Source organism: Pantoea agglomerans, assembly GCF_021397715.1.
Lineage (GTDB): Bacteria > Pseudomonadota > Gammaproteobacteria > Enterobacterales > Enterobacteriaceae > Pantoea > Pantoea astica.
Genome location: NZ_CP090207.1, coordinates 3146295 through 3169629, shown reverse-complemented (window position 1 = coordinate 3169629; position 23335 = coordinate 3146295). Strand labels below are relative to the sequence as shown.

General features: G+C 52.1%; 39 protein-coding genes. 36 read left to right on the top strand and 3 right to left on the bottom strand.

Features of this window, described 5'->3' with window-relative positions; genetic code table 11:
- Positions 1-7: 7 nt before the first annotated feature.
- The 22 genes from LZU96_RS15130 to LZU96_RS15030 all read left to right on the top strand — a co-directional run bounded on the left by LZU96_RS15130 (position 8) and on the right by LZU96_RS15030 (position 11232).
- On the top strand, positions 8-868 hold the full coding sequence (locus LZU96_RS15130; RefSeq protein ID WP_233985042.1) for a replication protein: 861 nt from the start codon (positions 8-10) through the stop codon (positions 866-868).
- The gene (locus tag LZU96_RS15125) at positions 865-1569 is read left to right on the top strand and encodes a replication protein P (RefSeq protein ID WP_233985041.1); all 705 of its coding nucleotides are present in this window, start codon (positions 865-867) and stop codon (positions 1567-1569) included. Before LZU96_RS15130 ends, LZU96_RS15125 begins: the two co-directional genes overlap by 4 nt.
- A complete protein-coding gene (locus LZU96_RS15120; protein WP_233985040.1) occupies positions 1562-1714 on the top strand; it encodes a hypothetical protein in 153 nt (50 codons plus the stop codon). The genes LZU96_RS15125 and LZU96_RS15120 overlap by 8 nt, the downstream gene beginning before the upstream one ends.
- Positions 1711-1935: a hypothetical protein gene (locus LZU96_RS15115; RefSeq protein WP_233985039.1), complete on the top strand. Its 225-nt coding sequence runs from the start codon at positions 1711-1713 to the stop codon at positions 1933-1935. Before LZU96_RS15120 ends, LZU96_RS15115 begins: the two co-directional genes overlap by 4 nt.
- The gene (locus tag LZU96_RS15110) at positions 1916-2272 is read left to right on the top strand and encodes a hypothetical protein (RefSeq protein WP_233985038.1); all 357 of its coding nucleotides are present in this window, start codon (positions 1916-1918) and stop codon (positions 2270-2272) included. Before LZU96_RS15115 ends, LZU96_RS15110 begins: the two co-directional genes overlap by 20 nt.
- Positions 2269-2466 (top strand): hypothetical protein, encoded by a 198-nt coding sequence (locus LZU96_RS15105; protein WP_233985037.1) that lies wholly within the window; start codon positions 2269-2271, stop codon positions 2464-2466. Before LZU96_RS15110 ends, LZU96_RS15105 begins: the two co-directional genes overlap by 4 nt.
- Positions 2463-2744 (top strand): hypothetical protein, encoded by a 282-nt coding sequence (locus LZU96_RS15100; protein WP_233985036.1) that lies wholly within the window; start codon positions 2463-2465, stop codon positions 2742-2744. The genes LZU96_RS15105 and LZU96_RS15100 overlap by 4 nt, the downstream gene beginning before the upstream one ends.
- Positions 2745-2922: 178 nt before the next feature.
- Entirely contained in the window at positions 2923-3384 is a 462-nt protein-coding gene (locus LZU96_RS15095) for a recombination protein NinB (RefSeq protein ID WP_233985035.1), read from the top strand.
- Positions 3381-3926 carry a phage N-6-adenine-methyltransferase gene (locus LZU96_RS15090; RefSeq protein WP_233985034.1) on the top strand — a complete coding sequence of 182 codons (546 nt, stop codon included), beginning with the start codon at positions 3381-3383 and terminating at the stop codon, positions 3924-3926. The genes LZU96_RS15095 and LZU96_RS15090 overlap by 4 nt, the downstream gene beginning before the upstream one ends.
- Positions 3923-4228 carry a hypothetical protein gene (locus tag LZU96_RS15085; protein ID WP_233985033.1) on the top strand — a complete coding sequence of 102 codons (306 nt, stop codon included), beginning with the start codon at positions 3923-3925 and terminating at the stop codon, positions 4226-4228. The genes LZU96_RS15090 and LZU96_RS15085 overlap by 4 nt, the downstream gene beginning before the upstream one ends.
- 177 nt (positions 4229-4405) lie before the next feature.
- Positions 4406-4756, top strand: a complete 351-nt coding sequence (locus tag LZU96_RS15080; protein WP_233985032.1) for a phage protein NinX family protein — start codon at positions 4406-4408, stop codon at positions 4754-4756.
- A gap of 267 nt (positions 4757-5023) precedes the next feature.
- Positions 5024-5335, top strand: coding sequence for a hypothetical protein (locus LZU96_RS15075; RefSeq protein WP_233985031.1), 312 nt, complete (start codon positions 5024-5026; stop codon positions 5333-5335).
- Entirely contained in the window at positions 5328-5954 is a 627-nt protein-coding gene (locus LZU96_RS15070; RefSeq protein ID WP_233985030.1) for a recombination protein NinG, read from the top strand. The genes LZU96_RS15075 and LZU96_RS15070 overlap by 8 nt, the downstream gene beginning before the upstream one ends.
- Positions 5951-6076 carry a YlcG family protein gene (locus LZU96_RS23600; RefSeq protein WP_307618076.1) on the top strand — a complete coding sequence of 42 codons (126 nt, stop codon included), beginning with the start codon at positions 5951-5953 and terminating at the stop codon, positions 6074-6076. Before LZU96_RS15070 ends, LZU96_RS23600 begins: the two co-directional genes overlap by 4 nt.
- On the top strand, positions 6066-6833 hold the full coding sequence (locus LZU96_RS15065) for an antitermination protein (RefSeq protein WP_233985029.1): 768 nt from the start codon (positions 6066-6068) through the stop codon (positions 6831-6833). Before LZU96_RS23600 ends, LZU96_RS15065 begins: the two co-directional genes overlap by 11 nt.
- A gap of 1032 nt (positions 6834-7865) precedes the next feature.
- Positions 7866-8189: a phage holin family protein gene (locus LZU96_RS15060; protein WP_419149883.1), complete on the top strand. Its 324-nt coding sequence runs from the start codon at positions 7866-7868 to the stop codon at positions 8187-8189.
- Positions 8189-8815, top strand: coding sequence for a glycoside hydrolase family 19 protein (locus LZU96_RS15055; protein WP_233988212.1), 627 nt, complete (start codon positions 8189-8191; stop codon positions 8813-8815). The genes LZU96_RS15060 and LZU96_RS15055 overlap by 1 nt, the downstream gene beginning before the upstream one ends.
- Positions 8812-9213 carry a hypothetical protein gene (locus LZU96_RS15050; RefSeq protein WP_233985028.1) on the top strand — a complete coding sequence of 134 codons (402 nt, stop codon included), beginning with the start codon at positions 8812-8814 and terminating at the stop codon, positions 9211-9213. Before LZU96_RS15055 ends, LZU96_RS15050 begins: the two co-directional genes overlap by 4 nt.
- Entirely contained in the window at positions 9213-9659 is a 447-nt protein-coding gene (locus LZU96_RS15045) for a lysis protein (protein WP_233985027.1), read from the top strand. The genes LZU96_RS15050 and LZU96_RS15045 overlap by 1 nt, the downstream gene beginning before the upstream one ends.
- A 180-nt stretch (positions 9660-9839) precedes the next feature.
- On the top strand, positions 9840-10325 hold the full coding sequence (locus LZU96_RS15040) for a GIY-YIG nuclease family protein (RefSeq protein ID WP_163762791.1): 486 nt from the start codon (positions 9840-9842) through the stop codon (positions 10323-10325).
- A gap of 236 nt (positions 10326-10561) precedes the next feature.
- Positions 10562-10984 (top strand): hypothetical protein, encoded by a 423-nt coding sequence (locus tag LZU96_RS15035; RefSeq protein ID WP_233985026.1) that lies wholly within the window; start codon positions 10562-10564, stop codon positions 10982-10984.
- Positions 10985-11046: 62 nt separating this feature from the next.
- A complete protein-coding gene (locus tag LZU96_RS15030) occupies positions 11047-11232 on the top strand; it encodes a hypothetical protein (RefSeq protein ID WP_233985025.1) in 186 nt (61 codons plus the stop codon).
- A gap of 51 nt (positions 11233-11283) precedes the next feature.
- Here the strand turns inward: LZU96_RS15030 and LZU96_RS15025 are convergent, their stop codons facing one another.
- Positions 11284-11490 (bottom strand): HEAT repeat domain-containing protein, encoded by a 207-nt coding sequence (locus tag LZU96_RS15025; protein ID WP_233985024.1) that lies wholly within the window; start codon positions 11488-11490, stop codon positions 11284-11286.
- Positions 11491-11518: 28 nt separating this feature from the next.
- Here LZU96_RS15025 and LZU96_RS15020 point away from each other — a divergent pair, with 28 nt between their 5' ends.
- The 14 genes from LZU96_RS15020 to LZU96_RS14955 all read left to right on the top strand — a co-directional run bounded on the left by LZU96_RS15020 (position 11519) and on the right by LZU96_RS14955 (position 22402).
- Complete coding sequence (locus LZU96_RS15020) at positions 11519-12088, top strand: terminase small subunit (RefSeq protein ID WP_233985023.1); 570 nt, start codon at positions 11519-11521, stop codon at positions 12086-12088.
- Positions 12075-13559: a DNA-packaging protein gene (locus LZU96_RS15015; RefSeq protein WP_233985022.1), complete on the top strand. Its 1485-nt coding sequence runs from the start codon at positions 12075-12077 to the stop codon at positions 13557-13559. The genes LZU96_RS15020 and LZU96_RS15015 overlap by 14 nt, the downstream gene beginning before the upstream one ends.
- 18 nt (positions 13560-13577) lie before the next feature.
- Positions 13578-14927 carry an anti-CBASS protein Acb1 family protein gene (locus LZU96_RS15010; RefSeq protein WP_233985021.1) on the top strand — a complete coding sequence of 450 codons (1350 nt, stop codon included), beginning with the start codon at positions 13578-13580 and terminating at the stop codon, positions 14925-14927.
- The gene (locus LZU96_RS15005; RefSeq protein ID WP_233985020.1) at positions 14881-15837 is read left to right on the top strand and encodes a phage minor head protein; all 957 of its coding nucleotides are present in this window, start codon (positions 14881-14883) and stop codon (positions 15835-15837) included. Before LZU96_RS15010 ends, LZU96_RS15005 begins: the two co-directional genes overlap by 47 nt.
- Before the next feature lie 13 nt (positions 15838-15850).
- Positions 15851-17125 (top strand): hypothetical protein, encoded by a 1275-nt coding sequence (locus LZU96_RS15000; RefSeq protein ID WP_233985019.1) that lies wholly within the window; start codon positions 15851-15853, stop codon positions 17123-17125.
- A complete protein-coding gene (locus LZU96_RS14995) occupies positions 17125-17577 on the top strand; it encodes a phage cement protein (protein WP_233985018.1) in 453 nt (150 codons plus the stop codon). The genes LZU96_RS15000 and LZU96_RS14995 overlap by 1 nt, the downstream gene beginning before the upstream one ends.
- Positions 17578-17591: 14 nt before the next feature.
- On the top strand, positions 17592-18689 hold the full coding sequence (locus tag LZU96_RS14990) for a major capsid protein (RefSeq protein WP_167423334.1): 1098 nt from the start codon (positions 17592-17594) through the stop codon (positions 18687-18689).
- A 9-nt stretch (positions 18690-18698) separates the two neighbouring features.
- Positions 18699-18998, top strand: a complete 300-nt coding sequence (locus LZU96_RS14985) for a hypothetical protein (RefSeq protein ID WP_233985017.1) — start codon at positions 18699-18701, stop codon at positions 18996-18998.
- A gap of 57 nt (positions 18999-19055) precedes the next feature.
- Positions 19056-19454: a DUF7370 family protein gene (locus LZU96_RS14980; RefSeq protein ID WP_233985016.1), complete on the top strand. Its 399-nt coding sequence runs from the start codon at positions 19056-19058 to the stop codon at positions 19452-19454.
- Positions 19455-19761: 307 nt separating this feature from the next.
- A complete protein-coding gene (locus LZU96_RS14975; RefSeq protein ID WP_233985015.1) occupies positions 19762-20109 on the top strand; it encodes a hypothetical protein in 348 nt (115 codons plus the stop codon).
- 1 nt (position 20110) lies between these two features.
- Complete coding sequence (locus LZU96_RS14970; protein WP_233985014.1) at positions 20111-20479, top strand: HK97 gp10 family phage protein; 369 nt, start codon at positions 20111-20113, stop codon at positions 20477-20479.
- Positions 20476-20859, top strand: coding sequence for a hypothetical protein (locus LZU96_RS14965; protein WP_233985013.1), 384 nt, complete (start codon positions 20476-20478; stop codon positions 20857-20859). The genes LZU96_RS14970 and LZU96_RS14965 overlap by 4 nt, the downstream gene beginning before the upstream one ends.
- Before the next feature lie 24 nt (positions 20860-20883).
- On the top strand, positions 20884-21627 hold the full coding sequence (locus LZU96_RS14960; RefSeq protein ID WP_233985012.1) for an Ig-like domain-containing protein: 744 nt from the start codon (positions 20884-20886) through the stop codon (positions 21625-21627).
- A gap of 49 nt (positions 21628-21676) precedes the next feature.
- Positions 21677-22402: a DUF6246 family protein gene (locus LZU96_RS14955; protein WP_233985011.1), complete on the top strand. Its 726-nt coding sequence runs from the start codon at positions 21677-21679 to the stop codon at positions 22400-22402.
- A 42-nt stretch (positions 22403-22444) separates the two neighbouring features.
- Here LZU96_RS14955 and LZU96_RS14950 read toward each other — a convergent pair whose 3' ends face one another.
- Together LZU96_RS14950 and LZU96_RS14945 are read right to left on the bottom strand one after the other, a co-directional pair.
- Complete coding sequence (locus tag LZU96_RS14950; protein ID WP_069025916.1) at positions 22445-22627, bottom strand: hypothetical protein; 183 nt, start codon at positions 22625-22627, stop codon at positions 22445-22447.
- Positions 22628-22742: 115 nt separating this feature from the next.
- Complete coding sequence (locus LZU96_RS14945) at positions 22743-23267, bottom strand: hypothetical protein (protein WP_233985010.1); 525 nt, start codon at positions 23265-23267, stop codon at positions 22743-22745.
- Positions 23268-23335: the final 68 nt, after the last annotated feature.

Here is a 23335-nt window from a genome sequence, read left to right as displayed (position 1 = left end):
GCAACGTGTGGCAGATACAGACGATGGATACACGCGTCTGGCAAACGAGCTGTACGAAGAGCTGATAGGGGCCAACCTGACCAGGAATCAGGCGAAGGTTGCACATGCTGTTTGCCGGAAGACATACGGCTTCAACAAGAAGATGGATCGCATTGCTGATAGTCAAATTAGCCAGCTCACCAAACTGCCCAGGCAGAAGGTGAATAAGGCAAAAAACGAGTTAATTCAGATGTGTGTTCTGGTCAGGGAAGGCATGCTAATTGGACCAAACAAGAACCTCACGGAGTGGCAAATTCCTGAGTGTCACCAAGATGGTGTCACTGTCACCAAATCAGTGACAAAAAGTGTCACCAAAACGGTGACAGGGTTGTCACCAAAACAGGGACACACAAAAGACACTATTACAAAAGACAAGAAAGACATTAAATCTACGTCAGAGAATTCTGGCGAATCCTCCGACAGCCCCCTGAAGAGTCTTCCTGTGATTAGACCTGAAGCAGCCACACACTCACCGAAAGGCGACAAGTGGGGCACTGCTGATGACCTGAAGGCAGCCGAGTGGATATTCAGCAAAGTGCAGATGGTTACCCCAACAGCACAACAACCCAACTGGCCCGCCTGGGCTAACGACGTCCGCCTGATGAGAGGCGCCCTTGAGGTAACGCATCACGACATTTGCGAAACCTTTAAGTGGGCCAACGCCGATCACTTCTGGCAGAGCAACATCCTCAGCCCTGCAAAACTCCGCGCCAAGTGGGACACACTTCGTGCGCAGATGAGTCAGCCAGGGCGTAACCGGCAGTCAGTGGCTCAGCAACCCGCTCAGCACTGGAACAGCCGCGAAGCCTGGGAGAATGAATTCCTATGAGAAATCTCGTATCAGCAATTCAGAATCGTGATGCAGGCGCACTGGCTCGCATTGCAGGAGATGGGCCGCGCCCGGTTGAGCGTGGAGTGCATGAAGATGTTGAGCGGCTGGTAGACGCTTTGTTTTCGAATCTTAAACAGGTATTCCCGGCGTCGGTAAGCACAGCATGGCGTAACCCGAATGATGAAGCCGCAGCAAAGCGCCAGTGGATCGCCGCGTTTGCAGAGAACGGAATTCATAACAAGCAGCAGCTATCGGCAGGCATGAAGCTGGCCCGCGCCAGTGGCTCACCGTTCCTGCCGTCGCCCGGTCAGTTTATCGAGTGGTGCAAGCAGGGTGAACACCGCGCCGCCGGTCTGCCGACCGATGAGGAACTGTATGACATGTTCCGCCTGTACTGTCGCGACCGTGGCATGTACGACAGCAGCGAAGAGTTCCCATGGGAAAGCCCGGCATGTTTCCACATGGTGACAGCGGTCTACAACCAGATGCGCTCTTTCAACCTGACTGATACGGAGTGTCGCAAACGCCTGGGCGATGAGCTGCGCAAGATGTCCCGTCGCATCGAGGCTGGTGAAATCATCCCGCCGCCACGCAAACAGATTCCTCAGCTGCACATCCCGACCGGTAACGAAAAGGCGCTGGACCACCTCGCCGACATTCGCCGCCGCTTTGGGTTGAAAGGTGGTCGTCATGACTGAGGTGAACCGCATCCGCTTTGAGCGCCTTTACCGCAGCGTGCACGGCGATAAACACAACCTGACCCGATCACATCTTGGCTATCAGGACGCCACCGTTGACCGGGCATTTTTCTTCTGGCTTGAGGGAAGGGAGAGTGCAGCATGACACAGGTAACTCAACTGGTAATCACACCGCCACTGATGCGTCAGGCCCGCAATATGACGCTGGCAATCATCGACCTGGCTAAGAAGCGCGACCTGACGCCGGAGCAGTTCCGGGACCGCCTGCACGCTATCGACATGCTGGCGCGTGAAGCACACGACACGATTGTTGATGCTGAGTTTGAGCAGGAAGACAGGAGCACCAATGAAAAAGCTAACCGCTGAGAAGTGCAGAAGCGTTATTCAGGGCTTTAAGTGGATGGCTGCCGAAGGCCCGGGCATGTCTATCCGCGATGAATATGACATTCAGGCTTATGAGCATGCACTAAAGGCTCTTGAGCAGCAGGAACGGGGGGATAGTGGCTGGATTGAGTGGGGCGGCGGCGCTAGCGGAAGCTGCCCAGTCGCATATGCGACCTTAGTAGAGGTTAAATCCAGGAATGGACATGTAGCAGAGGACTGCGCTGAGGCTTTTGAGTGGTGCCACGAAGCAGATGACGACGACATCATCGCCTACCGCATCATCCCGGAGCAGCCCACCAATCAGAACGGAGAGCAGTGATGATATTCGCCAAGATAATCGGCACTGCATGGATGGTGATGGCATTTTTCTTCTGCATCATCCTACTCATTAAAGGAGTTAACGGTGGTAATTTCACGCTATTTAAGGGTGTTGGGGCCGTGACTTTCTTCTGGTTTATTATTGGTTTCGCACCCGTGGCAGTCGCTAAATTCGCATGGAGTTTTATTAGATGACAAACAACGATGAGCTGGAAAGGCAGGTGCTTAGCATTATGCGCATTGAGCAGCAGGAGTACTGGCGCTGGTCAAGAGGCGAATATTACCACTCAATGCCAACGTTCCTGATTAAAGACCACTACAACCGAACTAATCCCGAAAACGAAACCGACTCGGCAACGCTGCGAAAATTGCTGACCGATATGGCGAAGCGCGGATTGGTCGAGAAATGTTATCGCAGCCGGATTGGCCAAGCCTTTTGGACACTTCCTCGCGGCAAACAGGAGAAAGCATGAACAATGTAATCCCCCTCAGACCTAAGCATCAACCCCTCAAGGATTCACACTCAGCGCTACTGGCAGCCCTCAAGATGCTTCGTGAAGGCGGACACAGTAAGCAGAGCATTGACCTGTTGTTGAGCGCAGCCGCTGACAACATCCATGACTACGTGGAGACAATCGAAGGGAGGTAACAGTGGAGACGCAGCGTTATCTACTGAGAGACAACAACATCAGACAGAACTGCATCAGCGCCATCCAGCAACTCCCCGCCAGCCAAGATAAGCCATTCGAAATTGTCATCCAGGAACGCAAGCGCACGACGGACCAGAATCGCCGTATGTGGCCGCTTCTCCATGACCTTTCCCGGCAGGTTGAATGGTATGGGCAGAAGTACACCCCGGACGACTGGAAAGACCTTATCACCGCCCTCGTAGCGAAATCCAAAAACGAACAGCAGCGCACCGCACCAGGTATCGGCGGCGGCGTCGTCATGTTTGGTTCACGGACCAGCAAGATGCGCGTGAGCGAAATGGTTGAGGTCATCGAGGCTATTTACTGGTTTGGCACAGAGCAGAACGTGAAATTCAGCGACGAAGCCCGGTTAGAAATCGAATGGGCGCAGCGCTGGGGCGAAAATAACAGGAGCAAAGAATGAGTGATTACACAGGAAGCAACACTCCGATCGACATACGAAACCTCTGGCAGACGCCGCCCGAAATCTACGCTGCTTTAAACCGGGAGTTCAACTTCATTGGTGATGCAGCCGCAAGCGATCTCAATCATCTTCACCCGAAATATCTGACAGAGCAGCAGAACGCACTGGATGAAGTTTGGGAATTTTATTTTCCTCCTGGCTACATCTGGCTAAATCCGCCCTACAGCGACATTGGCCCTTGGGTGGAAAAGGCGTCTTCCATTGATAGCGATGTACACGGCGTGGTGATGCTGGTTCCTGCTGACACGTCAGTTGGCTGGTTCGCAGATGCACAGAGGACATGCAGTGAAGTGCGTTTCATAACCGGCGGCCGGCTGTCCTTCGTCCGCGCTGATACCGGAAAACCAGTCAATGGCAACAATAAAGGCTCGATGCTGATTATCTGGAACCCACACATGCTGGCTCGCTGTGCTGTCAGCTTTGTAGATCGTGATTTCCTGATGAAGTACGGCCGCGTTGTGATGGGGAGTAAAGCAGCATGAGCAAATTAACCACAGCAATTCATCAGGTGTTATCAGACGACGAATGGCACACATCGAAAGAGATTATCGATCGCGTCTGCGTGCTTGCATCTGCAAAGCGCATCAACGTGACGGTCGCCCTGCATGACATGGCCGACAACAACAAAATAAAGCGTCAACGGTTAGGAAACTCGGACCATGACTACCAGTATCGGATGGGCGCCTTCAGCATTGGATTTGGTATCAGCTACAACATGGCAATGCTCGACAACCTGTTAGCGAAAGTGAGAGGTGCTCATGCGAATGACATGGTTCGTTCATGACCCTGTAGACACTGAAACCGCTAACGAACTCCTTTCCCGCTACGCCTCTCGCAACATAAAAACTCAGAAGACACTCGCAACCGACCCGCGCCTCTGGCTGGTCAGCGCGCTGCTGCCTGAGTTCCGGAACGAGCCAATACCGAGCAGGCAGTATAAAAACCCAATGTGGAGCTGAAGATGAATTACAGCGAAATGAAGGATCATGAAATTAATGCCGCCGTTGGTGAAGCCATGGGATGGAATGCAGAATTCATCCATCAGGACGACAGCGTAATGTTCAGGGATGACCTTGGCAGACTGCGAGGCAGAAAAAGTTACTGCAACTCATGGGCTGATGCCGGGCCGATTATCGAGAAGTATCGAATAACCATGAATGCTCAATTTGGAGGGTGGTTTTGCTTTGTTTCAACAGCCAAAACCATGAAGCAACTTGAAGAGGGTAATCATCATTTTTCACATATGCATGGCAACCCACTGCGCGCCGCCATGATTGTCTTCCTGATGATGCAGGAGCAACCCAATGCGTGAACGCTGCTGCCGCTGTCACATAACACTCACCTCAGAAGACAAGTACTGGTATGGAGCATCATGTGAAAACTGTGAAACAGATTACCGTTTCGAGCAGGCCGAAATGCATCAGCCAATCAAATCCGCCTACTGGCGCTGGCGAGCCATCTGCTTCTGTATGCGTTGGTTGCGAGGTGCGCCTGTCGCCGCAGGAAACCTATGCATGCGATACCTGCGCTGCCGGCTGGATGAAAGACGCAAACTTCAACATGTGCGGAGGGGAAGATAATGGCTGAGTTAAGAGCTGGAGCCTTGGCCTTAGTGGTTGGCGGCCATAAAAATGAGGTGTTAATAGGGCGAACGGTTGAGCTAGTTAGGCTTGTTGCCGCTGAGAGCATGGTAAAGATTCCAGGGCAGCCGCTTTTCTGGAATGAAGCGCCAGCGAGGTGGTTGATAACGAAGAAGGGTTTGAGGGTCATCCTTTCCAATAAATCCGTTTTGCAGGGGTTTGCGCTCATCTCCCCACAGCACTTGGTTCCTATCGACGGCGACGACTTCCAACACGAAGATGAACGACAGAAGGAGCTGACACATGGCTAAAGGCATAAAGCCGCCGAAGCCAAAGAAATGCCCCATCTGCACTACCGAATACATTCCCCGAAGTTCACTCCAGAAAGTCTGCCACAACTACAAATGCGCCATGGAATTCAACCGACAGGTTGATGAGCGTAATGCTGCGCGTGAAAAACGTAAGCAGGAACGCCTACAGCGCGATGATTTGCGGCAACGTAGGGAAAGACTTAAGGGTAAATCGGAGTGGAACAGGGAGGCTCAGGCAGCGGTTAATAAGTTCATCTTCTGGCGCGACTATGGCGACCCATGCATAGCCTGCGGCAAGCCACTCAACTACGGAGTGCGCGGCGGGGCAGTAGACGCCAGTCACTACCGATCGCGAGCCGCGGCACCATGGCTCCGCTTCAATGTCTTCAACAATAATGCTGGCTGCGTTCACTGCAATCGTGACCTGTCCGGAAACCTGATCCCCTACCGAATAAACCTTATCGAGAAGTTTGGCCTGCACAGGGTCGAGCGCATCGAGCATGACAACACCGTTCGCAAATTCGATATCGAGTACCTGAAGCGAGTGAAATCCATATTCACGCGCCGGGCACGCCATTACGAGAAATTGCGTAAACGTCAGATGGAGTATGTAGCATGACCGAATACCTCAGAGAGAAGTGGCTCCGCCTTCGCATCTACAAACGCAAAGGTGGATTCGCGGTTGATTATCAGATCATTCATAACATGGCGAAAATGATGGGAGTTAAACATGGGGCTTGAAGCGACAGTCAAATATCATTTTGCGAAGACAGCGAGCTTTGCCGGTATGCCGCCTGCAACAGCCTCAGATGCTTTATCTGGCACTGACTATATGGCAGCCATGGGAATGACCCAAAGTCGCGCTCCGCTGGGTTACAGTGCGTTTATGGGTAAGGTTGGAGTAAGCGATAACGACGCCCGACGCGCCGTATCGTTATTAACTGAATATGCTTTGAGTACCTGCGATAAGGTTGCCGCCTTGCGCAAGCTAGACACTGATATTAAGCCAGCGGTTATGCAAACGCTCGCAACTTATGCCTACATGGATTATTGCCGCAGCGCTGCCAGCGTCAAGCCGTGCGAATGCTGCCAGGCGAAAGGATTCATTGAGGCGGATGTGTTCACCATGAAGTCACCGCTATCAGGCGGTTCATCCAGAAGCGTGAAAGAGGTTGTCCGCGTTATCTGCAAAGCCTGCAACGGGAAGGGCGTGGTCTCATCATCATGTCGCGACTGTAGCGGGAGGGGCCGGGCGGTTGATCGCAAACTGACTGAAGAGCAGGGCGTTCCGGTTCTGGGAGACTGTAAGCGCTGTTGCGGTCGCGGTTATGAGCGCATTCCATCTACGGATGTTCATCGCACAATCACAGGTCTCACTGATGCGGTGTCGCTTGATACCTGGAAGAAGTCCGTTAAGCCGTACTATGACGGCCTGATAGGCAAGGTGGAGATGGAGGAATCATGGGCTAATGCCGCCCTCAATCAGGTAACTCGATAGCGCAATCGGAAATAGCTCATTAATTTATCGTGGACTATTTACTTTTCCCGAAACTGGGGATATTATTCCTAACAGTTGAAGTTGCGCGCTGTTGTTTGAAGCGTTAACGTAATCCAGTCAGTTCCATCGATTTGTGATAGTCAAAGCGCCCTCCGGTCTCACCAACTGCGAGGGCGTTTTTTATTGGCGCGAAAGTATCAGGTAAGAGCATTAGGTCGAACGGCATACCCCGACTCCAGAATAGCGCGCCGTGAAATGTCGCCGGGGAATGTGACAACGCGTATCAGTGCTCTTTCCGATAGTTTTCGCGAGCGACTTTGCGGGTTTTTAGAAACGAACCACAAAGATAAATGCAAACGATGATGCAGTTCTGATGGCGGCTTAACAGCCTGTAAGTCAGTGAGGTCTTCCAATCCCTCATAACCGAATTTGGCGCACTGGCCCGGTGTGATTAATAATGGGCGCACAACAGGTGATAGCATTGGCGTGACAGCCTCATAAGCTAATCCACGCAGCCGGCGGGTAATCCCCAGTCGATCCGTTCAGTGCTATTTCCGTTGTGGTGAATGCGCAGGCTGATGCGCGGTATGTGATAAGCGAAACCTCGAGAGCTAATCATGTTTTCCTAGATGCCGGAGATCAGCACCGGCCACCACAATACCTGAGCCGAATAAACTCATATAATCGGCTCATCCCCTCCCGGGGATAAGATTCACCTCATACCCTGTAGCGGATAAGTAACATCACTTAACTATTTCAGAAGGTCGCCATTAGAGCGGCCTTTTTTCATTTCAGCGCCCAATGGATTTCCTCACACTTCATCCTGTGTCTTTTACGCGGGCGCTTTTTTCTACGGTGGATATCCGCAATCGCGGGATTCTCATTGTGATCAACTAAGGCTGCGTCGGGCATTAGACGGCGGGAAAGCTCGGGAAGGTTTCTCAGGTGACAGTGGGAAGTTTAACCGGGCTTGTTCTGTTCACAATGTCATCAATTCCTAAACAGGATAAGTCCCCGTATCAGGGGGTAGGAATGCGTCGCATGCCATATAAATCAGATCCGGGCTTATTCGCCGCCATGATCGCCCTGGGGATGACAGTCCTCGGGTCGATAGCAGCATACGCCTACAAGGTATTAAGCGGGGACGCTTTCAGCTGGCGCACCCTGTGTCTTCAGATGATCGTCTCCGTGTTTGCCGGGTTCCTCATGATGCTGCTCGCCATTTACTGGCAGTGGCCGCAGGAAGTCACCGGCGCAATCTGTGGTATGGCTGGCTGGTCCGGTTCATCTCTGATTAAAACCCTTGAAAAGCGTTTCCTGCAGAAAGCTGCAGGAGATTCGGGAGTTGCTGAATGATGACCAGAGACCAGTTTGAAAAGGCTGCATCTATTTCTGATGCACTCGCCAGCCGGTGGTATCCACACGTTCTGGCTGCAATGAAAGAGTTCGGCATTGATACACCAAAGCGCCAGGCTTACTTCATTGCACAGGTTGGTACGGAGTCAGGCGGGTTCACTGTAATCAGGGAAAGCCTGAATTACTCAGTTGCCGGACTGGCAATCTTCGCATCCCGTCTTACTGCTGCACAGCGTGAGCAGCTCGGCCGCAAGTCAGGTGAGCCAGCCTTATCGCAGGAGCGGCAGGCTGCCATTGCCAATATCGTTTACGGTGGACGCTATGGTAACAACCTGAATGGAGATGGCTGGAAATATCGTGGGCGAGGGCTGAAACAGGTTACCTTCCGCGATAACTACGCAGCCTGCGGTAAAGCATTAAACCTGCCGCTTCTATCTAATCCCGATTTACTGCTGGAAGACGTCAATGCCGCTCGCTCGGCTGGCTGGTTCTGGCAGGCTAACGACTGCAACCGCTTCGCCGATGCTTCTGACGTGACCGGGCTTACCCGCCGGATTAATGGCGGCACAAACGGGCTGGCAGATCGCATTGCGCGCACAAGGATTGCAGAGCAGGTGCTCCTATGACAGGTAAAGCGCGAATGGCGAGATATCGCCGTTTCATCCCCGTCATCTTCTCGGTAATCATCATCGGGTTCGTTGGCAAGCTCTGGTATGACAATGCCAACCTCACAGATCGCAACAACCGCCTGCGTGAGCAATTCATTCTGGCGAATGAGCGGAACATGAAGTTTGCTGAGGGATTAGGGCCGATTACGAAGCGACTCGATAGCCTGGCAACAACGCTCGATGAAGAAAGCCGCCGGCGCTCTACTGCCGAGACCCATGCTAACTCATTGCAGAAAGAAAACGAGTTCCTCCGCTCCAGCAAGCAGTGCTCAATAGCAATCGATCCTAGTGCTGTTGATAAAGCTAACAAGGAAGGCGGAACAGTGATAATTCAGGCTGCGCCGGCAGGTGAGTGATGATCAACTTCCCATTTAGCTGGCGAACCATGCTGTTCGGCGTCTTAATTGTGATTCTGGTTTTGGTCTGCAGGCTAGCCATTTACTACCACGGTAAATACGTTAGTGCTGACAGCCTTGCAACCGAGCGCCAACAGACGATTGATGACATGCAAGTGCGTCAGCGTGATGTTGCCGCGCTTGATGCCAAATACACGAAGGAGTTAGCCAGTGCAAAAGCTGAAAATGATGCTTTGCAGCGCAAGCTTGATCGCGGTGGTCGGGTGCTCGTCTCAGGCAACTGTCCGAAGCAGACCACCGGCACCGCCAGCCTGGACAATGGAACCACCGTCGAACTCTCTCCAGTTGCTGGACGAAACGTTCTCGGTATCCGATCCGGAATTAAAAGCGACCAGTCAAAAATAGCCGCATTGCAGCAGTACATCAGAGAGCAATGCTTGAAGTAAACCAGCCTCGCAGTTGCGGGGCTTTTTATGTCCGCAGTTAAAACCACACGCGCCATGCCCGGCGCATTAAACAACACAGAGCCTTTCAGGAATCAGCTTCGGAGATAACCGTTATAAGCGGCGGCTTCTCTGTGGGCGGTTATCTGGGCAACGAGGCTTATTCACTAAAAGGTAATCGCGATGAATAAATTTATTGAGAGAGCATCAAGAATTGGTCGTCTGTATTCGGAGTATTTACGAACTCAGGCCGGTGAGATGGATGTTCTAGCTGAAATTCAGAAGATGGGCGATGAGCTTAAAGCAGCGGGGTGTGTTAACTCCCATTTCTTTGATGCCTTACTTAGGCACGGATTTATGCATGACATGATTTCTGTAAATAAACAGAGGGCGGATGGTAAACCCCATGTGTATGTTTTGCATGCAGAAGATAGCGGACTTACCAAAATCGGATTCAGTACTCGTGTAGACAAGCGAGTGAGTGAAATTGCCCGGATGAGCGGAGCGTCACTGAAGATGATCGCAAAGATACCGGCGCAGAGAGGTTTGGAGACTGAATTGCACCAGAAGTATGGCGGGTTCAGAGCGCATGGGGAGTGGTTTTGTCTAATGAAAGAGCACCTTTCAGAGTTGGCATCATATCCCGGAAACCTTATTGCCAATAAGTGACCATCACAAGGCGCATTTCCGAGAGCGCCTGATGATGAACCTCTACGACAAGGGATAACGGTTAGCCACGCTGTGAATTTTTTTATAAGAAGCTTGAACCAGTGTGGTTGGGTTAGTAAGATTCAGGAAACGCATTTATTAAAGGAATAAACGTTATACCTGAGCACAGTTAGGGTGTTCACCTTTGGCTAATTTGCCGTCGCGGACGTTGTTCGCTTTAAAAGAAGGGTATAGAGATGCGTACAGAGGATGATCTGAAAGAAATAAAGGAAAGCTTACATAGGATCGCTTACGGCGGGCGGTCTACAGGAAACCTTTGGGCTATCATCGCACAACTCGTTGTTTTTAACTTCGGGCTTGTTTTTATGATTTATGAACATTCAAAGGGATCTATTGGGTTATTGTTTGCGTTAGTTTATGGTATATCCGCTGCTTTATTGTTTCTAAGTAGGTGGAGTTTAATACCTCTATTTATATGCTATGTATATGTGAGTTTATGCTGGTCCATTATTCCTTTCGGCGTGTTCATGGATGCAAAACACCCAATTCTTGCATGGGGTGGTGGTGTTATTGTCTTTGCTTTTTTTATGTGGTTGCATATCTTTTATGTGACAGATGATGTCTTTAAAAGAAAGATTAAGGGCAGCAAAAAAAAGTAAAAACATCCTCAAATTTGCTCATTAAGGGCTCGCTTCGGCGGGCCTTTTTTATTGGGGCCTATATGACCGACACCTACCGCATCACCGTTACCACGAAGTCAGGCGAAACTCACGAAGGCCTGATGAACCGATCACAGCCTGAGATGGATAACGGCTTCATCGGTGTCGCCAAAGAAGATGGCGCTTGGCTATACCTCGCGCCTGATGACGTGCTCAAGATTGAGTATGTGCCGGAGCAAATTTATTGATTTGTTAGTGAGAGCAAGGGGCGATATCACGCCCACTAATGGAGCTATCACTTATCGGCGGCGATAAATACGACCAAGCGCGTTGATTGCAGCAATCTTTATGTCTTTATTAAGATCATTGGTAAGTTGCAATAAGCGACTTTCAATCTCATGAGTTGGACTAGAACCCTCACCCAATGCTTGAATCGCTGCTATTTTAATATCCTTGTTTAAATCATTAGTTAAAGCCAGAAGGCGATTAACGACTACCTGATTCATATACAGCTCCTTAATTTGAGAGGCAATAATGGCACTCACCGACAAACAAGAAATGTTCTGTCGCGAGTACCTCATCGATTTGAACGCCACACAAGCGGCCATTCGGGCGGGGTACAGCGATAACACCGCCCGCAAGATTGGCAGTGAAAACCTCACAAAACCAGACATTGCGCAACGCATCATTGACCTTAAATCAGAGCGCAACGAAAGGGTAGAGATAAACGCAGATTATGTTCTCCGTCGCTTAGTTGAGATCGACGAAATGGATGTGCTCGACATCCTGAAAGATGACGGCGGACTGAAGATGGTTCACGAATGGCCGAAGGTATGGCGCACCACGTTAAGCGGGCTGGATATCCTCACCACCGTCACCAACTTCGATGAAACGACGATGGAGAACATCCTCAAGAAGATTAAGTGGCCCGATAAGGTGAAAAACCTTGAGCTGCTTGGCAAGCACATCAGCGTTATGGCTTTCAAAGAGCAGGCGTCGCATGAGCACACTGGCAAGAACGGCGGCCCGATTGAAGTGGCAACGCTGACCAAAGACGAATACAAAGCTGCCCGGCGGGAGATGTTGGAGGATGACGACTGCTGAGCAGAAGAATTATGCGCGACGCTTAGAGTGTGAAGAGGATGGGCTCTATTACGCCAGATACTTCTTCAAGCAGCGCACCGGCGGCAAGATGATTGTTGCTCCCCACCACAAAGTAATCCAGCAGACTCTTGATCGTGTAATTAGCGGCGAAATAACCCGCCTGATAATCAACGTTCCGCCTGGCTACACCAAAACCGAGCTGGCAACCATCAATATGATGGGACGAGGGCTGACGCTTAACAACCGCGCCCGCTTCATGCATCTGTCGTACTCGCACAATCTGGCGCTACTTAACTCGTCTACTGCACGCGGCATGATCAAGTCGAAAGCATATCAGAGCATGTGGCCGATGGAGCTGCGCGACGATGCAGACAGCAAGGCGATGTGGTGGAACGAGTTCGGTGGTGGTGTATACGCATCATCCGCTGCTGGTCAGGTTACCGGTTTTCGTGCAGGCCATATGGAGCCGGGCTGGCAGGGCGCATTGATTATAGATGACCCGGTTAAGCCAGATGATGCATACAGCGAAACCGTTCGTGATGGCGTGAACAATCGCTTTAACGAAACAATCAAATCACGTTTGGCAATTGAAACAACGCCGATGATCGTGATTATGCAGCGCATCCACTACCAAGACCTTAGCGGTTATCTGCTTCGCGGTGGTAGCGGTGAAAAGTGGCATCACCTGAACCTGCCAGTGCTGATCGACAACACTCTGAGCTATTCAGAGCAGTATCCAGAAAACACTCACGCCATACCGATCGATCATGGCCTGCCTGATGGTTGGCTATGGCCGTTCAAGCATAACGAATCACATCGCATATCGCTGTTCTCCCACCGACGTACTGCTGAAGCTCAGTACATGCAGAAGCCACGGCGCTTCAATGCTGAGGGTGCATTGTGGACAGAGGCCATGATAACCGCCTCGCACGCTCTGAATATCCAGCACGAGAAGGTAAGAACAGTAGTCGCAATTGACCCGCAGGCTACCAACAGCGAAGAAAGTGATGAGTCAGGAATTGTTGTTGCCAGCGCATACGGCGCCGGAGACAGGAAGCAATTCACAGTGGATGCAGATTACAGTGGTAAATACTCACCAGCTGGCTGGGCAAAAAAGGCGATGTTCGCGTATGACGAGCATGATGCTGATGCGATCGTAATCGAAACAAATCAGGGTGGCGATATGGCAGAGGAAACGCTACGCAATGCTGGCTTTAAGGGGCGAGTAATCCGCGTGCATGCCAGCAAAGGAAAATATGCCCGAGCTGAACCAATCTCTGCGCTTTATGAGCAAGGCCGTGTCGCCAATAACGGCAATCTCTACGTGCTGGAAAATCAGCTAATGGAATACGTGCCGACCACCGCCAAAAAGTCGCCTGACCGCCTCGATGCGATGGTTTATGCGCTAACCGAATTAGGCGGCGCTCAACCGATGGGCATGATGATTCCAAAACGCCTGCAAGGCAGATAACACACCAACGGACAAACCATGACTGACAAATTATCACTAGCCGTCAATCACGCGCTGAATGACGTCAGGCTTGCTCGTGCGCGGCAAATGGCATTTAACCCTGGCATGGGGCTGGATGCGAAACGTGAAAGCGCGTGGTGCGAATACGGCTTCAAAGAAGAGCTGACATTCGATGATCTGTACAAGCTCTATCGCCGCGGCGGCATTGCGCACGGGGCGGTGAATAAGCTGGTTTCAAACTGCTGGAAGACAAACCCGCAAGTTGTTGAGGGTGAGCAGTCAGACGACTCACGAGAGCTTACTGCATGGGAGCGAGCCAGCAATCAGGTGTTCACTCACCGTTTCTGGCGCACCTTTGCCAAAGCTGACGCTCGTCGCCTTGTCGGTAGATGGGCCGGCATCCTGCTACACATCAAAGACAGCAAGAAGTGGGATGAGCCAGTAGTTAAAGGCAAAGCACTACAAAAGATAACGCCGGTTTGGGCGAGCGCATTGAAGGTGGGCGGTCGGGATAAAAACGGCGCCATAACAATGTGGCAGTACACAGAATCGCTTTCTGATAGCAGTACGGCGCAGCGCAACGTTCATCCTGATCGCGTACTGATTATCGGCGATATGTCAGAAGACGAGATTGGCTTCCTTGAGCCTGGCTATAACGCATGCGTCAGCCTGGAAAAGGTTGAGGGCGGCTCAGGTGAGTCATTCCTGAAGAACGCAGCACGCCAGCAGAATATCAACTTCGATAAAGAGATAGATTTCAACAATCTGGCCTCGATGTATGGCGTCACAGTTGATGAGCTTCAGGAACGCTACAACGAAGCAGCCAGAGAGATTAACCGCGGCAACGATACGCTGCTGATTACTCAGGGTGCGCAGGTCACATCACTGGTTAGCCCGGTATCAGACCCTTCACCGACTTATGAGGTCAACCTAAAGACCTTCAGCGCTTCGGTAGATATTCCATCGCGCATCATCGTTGGCAACCAGTCAGGTGAGCGGGCCAGCACCGAAGACCAGATTTACTTCAACAGCCGCTGCCAGTCGCGACGTGGTGACCTGTCGTTTGATATTGAGGACATGGTCGATAAGCTCACATCTCTGCAGGTTATCAAGCCGGTCGCGAAATTCAGCATCGTATGGGATGAGCTAAACGAGCAGTCACCATCTGACAAGCTCGATAGCGCCACCAAGATGAGCAGCATCAACCAGACATCTCTCGCATCAGGCGAGCAGGTATTCACGGTCGATGAAATACGCGTTGCTGCAGGATATGAGCCGGGCGGCGGTGAGCCATTACCGGAGGATGAGGAAGATGGCGAGAATGAAGAAGAAGGCGAAGCCAGCAATCCTGCCCGGCAACAAGCTTGACCCGACCGGCGTTGACCGCCTTGAGCGCGGCGCAATGCGAGAGTACGGCAGGCGCCTTAAGCAAATCAGCACACGCTACATCGAGCTCCTTAACCGCATCCCGGCAGAGCCAGCAGTAAACCAGCGTTACACCTTCCAGTTAGACCCAACCCTGCTTTCAATGCTGCTGCAAAACGGCGATTCACTCGTTGATGAAATCCTGCTGCAGGGTGGCGAATTCAATCCGTGGCTCTTTCAGGACTACGTTTCACCATCCTATCAGCGAGGCACGTCGCAGGAGTTTGCCAACCTGTCTCAGCAATCTCCCGCGTACGAAGCAGATCGCGGCAGCGTGCAGGAAATCCTTCTCAGTGATGCCTATCAAAGCCGGTTAATTCTGGTGAGAGCCCGCACCTTTGAAGAGATGAAAGGACTGGCTGCGGATGTTAAGCAGGACCTGTCGCGAATCCTGACTGATGGAATGGGCCGCGGACAGGATCCGAAAGAAATAGCCAGACGGCTGCGTGACCAGATAGGTATTGAGCAGGGCCGTGCTAACCGTATAGCCAGAACGGAAATCACCACCGCACTACGGCGTGCCAGATGGGATGAGCATGATTCAGCCAAAGATGAACTGGGTCTGAATGTCATGCTGCTTCATCTGTCTGCCCTGAGCGCCACAACGCGCCGGACGCACGCACTGCGCCACGGAAACCTTTACACCTCAGAAGATGTCCGCGACTGGTACAGCATCAACGGCAACGCGATCAACTGCAAATGCTCTCAGGTCACTGTGCTGGTTGATAAGAAGGGCGTGCCGCTCAATTCCTCAGTAATCGATATCGCCAAAAAAGAGTTTGCCCAGACATGGGGAAAACGCATGGCAACCAATAAATCACATCACTGCTGCGACCATAAGCACGCGGCTTAATCGAGAGATAACCATGACTATGCAGGTCAACGTCACCACTAAGGTGAACAGTCAGGCTATTCGCCGTGAAACGTATAACGGTCGGCCGCATCTGGTGCTGCCAAGTTACACGCTGCCAGCCAACGTTGTGATGAACGGCGGCCTGTATCCGGCATCTGAAATCGACGCACATTATCAGGGGCTGGAAGGCACGCTGGCGCCACTCGGTCATCCGACTGTAGACGGCCAGTTTGTCTCAGCCTTTTCACCTGAAGGCATCAACGCAGGTCACATTGGCGCATGGAACCGCAATGTTAAGAAGTCCGGCAACCGCGTTTATGCGGAGAAGTGGGTTGATACCACCGTAGCGAATCAGAGCGAAGGCGGGCGGGAGCTGCTTGAGCGCGTTGCCGCCATTGAGCGTGGTGATGACGTTCCGCCGATCCACACCAGTGTTGCCGTCTTCCTCGACCAGATGGAATCCAGCGCAGAACAGAAGTCGCAGGGCATCGAGTGGGTCGCGAAGATTAACATGATGGACCACGACGCCATTCTGCTTCATGAAGTTGGCGCAGCGCAGCCCGAGCAGGGTGTTGGCCTGATGGTTAACGCTGACCAGGCGAAAACGCTGCAATCCAACACTGACGCGCTGATTGGCGAATCATACCGCGAACGGGAGAGACGTCTGGAGCAGGCTGCCCGAGATAAGTTTGCTACCGGGCCGGATGATTACGCGTGGATTGCTGACTTCACTGACTCACAGGCGATCGTCATCCGTAACGGGGGCGATGCGCAGGTTTACGGTTACACCACCGAAGGCGGCAAGATCACCTTTGACGATACCGGCTCAAAAGTCGCCCGCCAGGAATCATGGGTCGCCATCGTAGCCAACAAAGTTAAATCCCTTTTCACACCGCAGGATGCTCCTGCAACAAACCACCAAACGGAGGGCGATATGCCTTTAACCAAAGAAGAACTGGAACAGATTGGCACTATCGTCAGCGGCGCTATCGCTGCTAACAACGAAGCGTCACTGAAGCCCATTACTGAAGCACTGGCAGGCATCCAGGCCAATCAGAAAACGCTGTCAGATTCACTGACCGCCAACTCACGCGCTGAAGAGAAAACCAAGCGTGATGCTGTGGCAGCAGCGCATGGCGAAATCGTTGCTAGCGCACTGTCAGGCGAAGCCCTGGACGCAATGTTTAAGTCTCTGGGTGAAGCTACCCACATCGGCACCAACAGTGCCAAAAACCCACCAGTGACCGGCGCACCGGATCCGGCTGCTTACTTCGGAGGTGCTGCGTAATGGCACGTTATCGTCGCGTTAATATCGACGGTCAGTCTCTGTACAAGACCGAAACCCGCGTTACTGCTGCAGCTCTGCTGCCGGGTACTGCGGCTGTAATCAACGACGACAATGAGTTTGCGCAGGCTACCGCGCTGGCTGGTCGTCTCTACATCATTGACGTTGCCTACCATCAGGGCCTGAAAATCACCGAAGCCGTGCCGGCTGGCGACTCTGCTGTAGGCAACTACGTGGAAGAAGGTCGTGAGCTGGCGCTGCTGTGCGCTGCAGGCACCTACGGAAAAGACGACCCGATCAAACTCGGAACGAACGGTCAGTTCACCAAAGCCACATCTGATACCGATTCGGTTATCGGCTACAGCCAGGATGAAGCGACTATCGCTGCGAGCTCTACCGACTTTATCCGCGTGCGTATGCGCGTCGGCACCGTTGCCGCAGCTGCTGGCGCTTAATCAGGAGAATAAGAATGTATTTTACCGCTGAAACACTGGCTGCTAACAGCCGACTGCGCGGACACTGGAACGAGCTGTGGGCGAACCGTGACATCTTCAATGCTCAGCACGACATGATGGTTAACGCGTTTCGTACGCGCATGACGCATGACATGCTGGCAGCGAATGCCATCGGCGGCTTTACCCGCGAGTTCTGGGCTGAGATTGACCGCCAGATTATCCAGATGCGAGATCAGGAAGATGGCATGGAAATCATCAACGACCTGATGGGCGTGCAGACCGTTCTTCCTATTGGCAAGACTGCGAAGATGTATAACGTATCAGGCGACATCGCAGATGACGTATCCATCAGCATTGATGGTCAGGCACCATATTCATTCGACCATACTGATTACGATGGTGATGGCGACCCGATTCCTGTGTTTACTGCTGGTTACGGCGTCAACTGGCGTCATGCTGCTGGCCTGAGCACTGTCGGTATCGATCTGGCGCTTGATTCTCAGGCCGCCAAGCTGCGTAAGTTCCATAAAAAGCGCGTGGATTACTACCTGAATGGCAGTGACGCAATCTCCGTCGATGGTATGAAAGGTCAGGGCATTCGCAACCACCGCAACACTTCCAAGATCAACCTTGGAAGCGGCGCTGGCGGTGCAAATATCGATCTGACTACGGCTACCCCGGCTCAGATGCTGGCCTTCTTCGGTCCAACTGGTGCCTTTGGTCTCAATGCTCGCCGCAACAAAGTCGCTGCTTATGACAAGTTGTGGGTGAGCGCCGAAATCTGGGCGAACATGTCCAAGCCTTACACCATTGAAGTTGGCAGCGGCTCGAATGCCTTTGTAAACGGCACCGTGCTGGATGCGATCGCTAAATTCATTCCTGCCCGAGAAATTACCCCGACCTTCGCACTTACCGGCAATGAATTCTTCGGCTACCAGCGCCGTCAGGACGTCATTTCTCCGCTGGTTGGTATGGCTGTTGGTACTGTGCCGCTCCCGCGTCCAATGCCGCAGAGCAATTACAACTTCCAGATCATGTCTGCAGAAGGTTTGCAGATTAAGAAGGACGGCGAAGGCCTGTCCGGTGTGGTCTACGGCGCGAACCTGGCTTAAGGAGAAATCATGGCTGATAAATACGAAGTGATTAGGCCGTGGCACGGCGTGACAAAGGGTGATGTGGTGCAGCTGGAAACATTGCATCTATCACTTAAATCACACGTCCGCAAGCTTTCTGATAAAGCATCGGCTGATTTGGTTCCGGCAACGCCTAGCGCCACGTCAGACAAGCAGGCCCGCAAAGATGCGATCACCAAGCGTCTTGATGAGCTGGGTATTGAGTACAAAGGCAATCTCGGCGCTGACAAGCTGGCAGAGCTGCTGCCGGACGGTGAGCTGGAAAAGCTTTTCCCAACCGCTGAATAACAACCGCCGCGCTGGCGGTTTTTTTATGCCCTGTTCCGGCAGGGCTGAGAGGTATTCATGGTTACCCAGGAACAGGCAAAAGAGTATCTGGCTAGCCAGGGTATTACGCTGCCAGATTTCATTCTCACGGCGCTTGTTGAGCAGGCAAACAGCATTCAGGAATGTCTGGATGCTAATTACCCGCCAGCTACTGCGTTACTCATTCAGATGTACCTGTTAGGACTGATGGGGCTGGGGCAGGGCGATAAATATATCAGCTCTCAGTCAGCCCCATCTGGTGCGTCGAGATCATTCCGCTACGGCTCATTTGCAGATCGCTGGAAGGGTTCGCTTGGACTTCTGCGCGGCCTCGACAAAAACGGGTGTGCCACTGCATTGATACCCGCCGACCCAACTCAGCAGTCCTTTGCAGGCATTTGGATTGCCAAGGGCGGATGCATGTGTGGTGGGCGATGATGAGCTGGCTACCTTCAACACAACCACCAAAGCCATTCGAACGCGTCTGGGTGACAACTTCAAGTGGTCGACAGACAACCGGCTATATGAACAGCAGCGGTGAGTGGGTGATTACCTGCCCTCGCATCGCTGCTGAAAAGCCCACCGTTGTTAGTTGGAGGGCATGATATGACCAGAACCGGCGGCTTTGTCGAATCAGGCAAAACCTACATCGCAGGCGAACACTGCTGTGACCACCTCATGCCCCGCGTGGATTATAGGGCAGAAAAGTCACACGGTGACGTCACAATCAATTTGGAGGTGAGCATTGAGCAGCCTAGCCAGTTGGTCATACACAGCTCAGGCGACAATCTGGAAACCTTTAGGGCTGGATGAGTACGGAGATTCTCTAGGCTGGTCTGAGCCGATGGTGATTGCCTGCGACTATCAGGGTGGACTGAGCAAGCGGTTAGGGGCGATTGGCGGCGAGAAGGTAGTTAATAACACCATATGGACGGAGTACGCACTGGCAGATACCGGTGATTACATCCTGATTGGTGCGTCGAGCAATCCTGACCCGATCGCAGCGGGCGCTGATGAGGTTATGCAGGCTATTCGCTATGCAGACACCTTTGAGCGGCTGACTGATGATTACGCAATCCTGACAGGAGCCTGATATGGGAGTAAAAGTCCGCGGCATCCGGCAGGCTCAGCAGAACCTCAACGCACTGATTGGCGACATTCAGGGCAGGAAGGCTGTCAGAGCCATTCAGAGCGCATTAATCATCGGTTCTTCCCGTGCAGCGCTGTACACACCTATCGACACATCCACGCTCATCAACAGTCAGTTCCGTGAGGTGAGCATTAACGGAACGCGCGTAGTTGGCCGGGTTGGCTACACAGCGAATTATGCGGTTTACGTCCATGACCCTAACGTGCCGCAGACCTTCCGCCGGGCAACGGCTCAGAAGGAGTTTTTGACCAAAGGCTTTGAAGATGAGCGTGACGCAATCACAGCGGTCATTGCTAAGGAGATGGCACTTTGAACCCTCCAATGCATACCAGGGTGAAGAACTACCTTAGCGATGCAGGACTCACCGACGGCTTTCAGGTGCAACTCCTGATGTGGAATGACTCTGGCAGTCTTTCCGATCGCTTCATGGTTTTCCGGCCCAATGGCGGCTCAGCGATACGTAATCAGCTTGGTGGTGAATATTACGTACTGCTCGACGTAATCGGAGCCAAAGGCGGGAACGGCGCGGTAGATGAGCGGGTACAGGCCATCATTGATTACGTCCAGCAAAACCCTATGACTGACGCCTGTGTCGGTTATCTCCAGAACCTCGGCGGCATCCCTTCGCCAGTTCCAACAGCCGAAGGCCGCCTGGTCTATCGGCTCCAGTTTGTTGCCACTTTCGGCAGCTAGATAAACGTCAAAGAGGAATTACCCATGGCAGATTGCCAGAACAGCAACGAACGTTTGTTCGGTGGCGCCGTTGTGCTCGAAGTGGCTGACGGTTGCCCCGATCAGGTGCCGCAGGAATCGGAGTGGAAAGCGCTTGCCGCCGGCACATCAAAGGGCTTCGACTTTAGCCCGAACACGGTAACCAGTGATGCAGATGACGGCGGCGGTTATGTCGAAAGCATCATTACTAACTCCGATTTCACCATCAGCTTTGAGGGTGAAGTGCGTAAGAAAGGAAAGCTGGACCAGTACGGCGTTGGCCGATTCATTAAGTATTTTGCCGCCGAACTGAAAGCACGTCGTCAGCCAGGTCTTTGGGTGCGCATGGAATACGGCGAAGTGACCTTTCAGGGCTACATGGTCATCACCGCCCTTAGCTCTGACGGTGGCACAAATGACATTGTGACATTCACTACTGAGTTCAAAGTCGGTGACGCCAGCACGATTCAGGTTATCGACACTGACGAGACGGTCCCAGCTACCGGCGTTACAGTTACCCCGGCCACTACCTCAGTCGTGGTTGGTGCAACTCGCCAGCTTACCGGCACTGTGTTACCGGCTGATGCAACTGATAAGTCCGGCACATGGACAACCTCAGATGCAACGAAAGCAACCGTCAGCAGCACCGGCCTGGTTACTGGTGTGGCCGCCGGCACAGCGACGATCACATTCAAGTCGAATGACGGCAACTTTACTGGCACTACGGCTGTAACGGTTACTGCTTCGTAACCATTCCAAAGGGCTGGGTTCAGCCCTTGATAATGATTATGGAGGTTCAATGACGCCCTGGAAGGAAATAGGCGAGTGCCTGATTAGCAGCGGTGCCGAGGAGTATTTCTTTCGACCATCTTTCACTGCTATGTCCCGCATCGGAACGCCAGAGGAAATCGTAGAGACTTTCTACGCGCTGCATAACGACGAAGCGACGCCACGTCTGAAAGCTCTGGCTGAGAACTATCAGGCTATCCCTGAGCATCAGCGACGATTCTATGCTGCATACAGCGGCAGCGATATTGCGCCGGCTTTCGCGCTTAAATGGCTCCTATCTTCCTCGTGCTCTAAAGCTGCGATATCTGCCGCTATGATTGTGCTGGTCGCCTGCTGCGATCGTGATGTGACTCCGCTAACCGGCGAGATCGTACCAGGTAAAACAGGACGACGCGCATTCATGTATCGGCCCGGTGCGATGCCGATTAGTGACATGGTGTTGATTGCACAGTCTCTCATTCAGCACGGAATCATCGGCAAGGCAAAAGTCAGAAAGCTGCAGCGGCATGAAGGAAGCAGCACATCATCTGAATTCAACGCCTTCGAGTACATCAGCGCGGCCCGAACCCATCTCGGTATGAGCAGGGAAGAGGCAGAGCAGCTAACGATGACGGAGTTTCAGATGATGCTGGCTGCGAAGTTTCCAGAACAGAAGGGCTTCACGCGTGAGGAGTATGATCAAGTGACTGAAGAATTTATGGCTAGGAAGGCCAGGCGGACGCAGAAAGTCTATTAAAAAACCCGACACAGAGGTCGGGCTTATTCAGAGTGGAGGGAGTTAAGCGGCTTGCTTGGCGCTCTTTCTCTTACCATGACACTCTTTAGTACCATCAATGGTGTTTGCAGCCAGAAACTTAGGTGCAGCGGCAAGCATGTTCTCCATAGCTACACCCATGCGTGCAAACGCATCAGACGTACGGATTTGAACTTCTGCAGCTTTACTTTGACGGATATGTTTCATGAGCTCTCCTGTGCCTGCAACTACAGGCAATATCTACGGAACACGCGGCGGACCATTTCACAAACCACGACCGTGATGGGCCAAGGATTATACTTTTAATATTGTGATTGTCTACCTAGACATCAAGTATAGACATAATCACATGCTCTATCTCTGCGATAGATGCTGTCATCAGCGTGTCATCACCCCTGAATCCAAAGGAACTGTATAGATTCATGAGGTCTTGGGTATCTGGTTCTATCACATTGACGGTAGAACATTCAACAGCCGAGCAAAAGAGATATGCAGCAATTAACGTTATTTTGAGCATTTTGCCATGCAAAGGATGATCCGGTACATGCCTAACAAAGCTCTCTACAAACTGGATGTCAAAACTCTTTGCTTCTGTATTGTAGGTGCAAATTGCCGCACCCGCTGGAATTCCGCTTTCCGATGAGATCAGCTTAACTGTCATCTCAAATTTGTTGTCATGATTACCAAACTCAGCAAATGCGAAATCCCAGTTTAGCTCAACAAATTGAGAAGAAAGCCACTGATAATCTTCATCAGTGATAGCGCCTACCGCCAAGGGTATACCCGCACTATCAATCAGTAGCTGAAGGTTAGCTAAAACTGAGCTACCGATCTGTTCCAAGTTCATTTGCGGACCCTCCGTTTTGTGAGGGCGAGAGAATATCATGACCTCATCCTCAGTACATAGTATCGGCA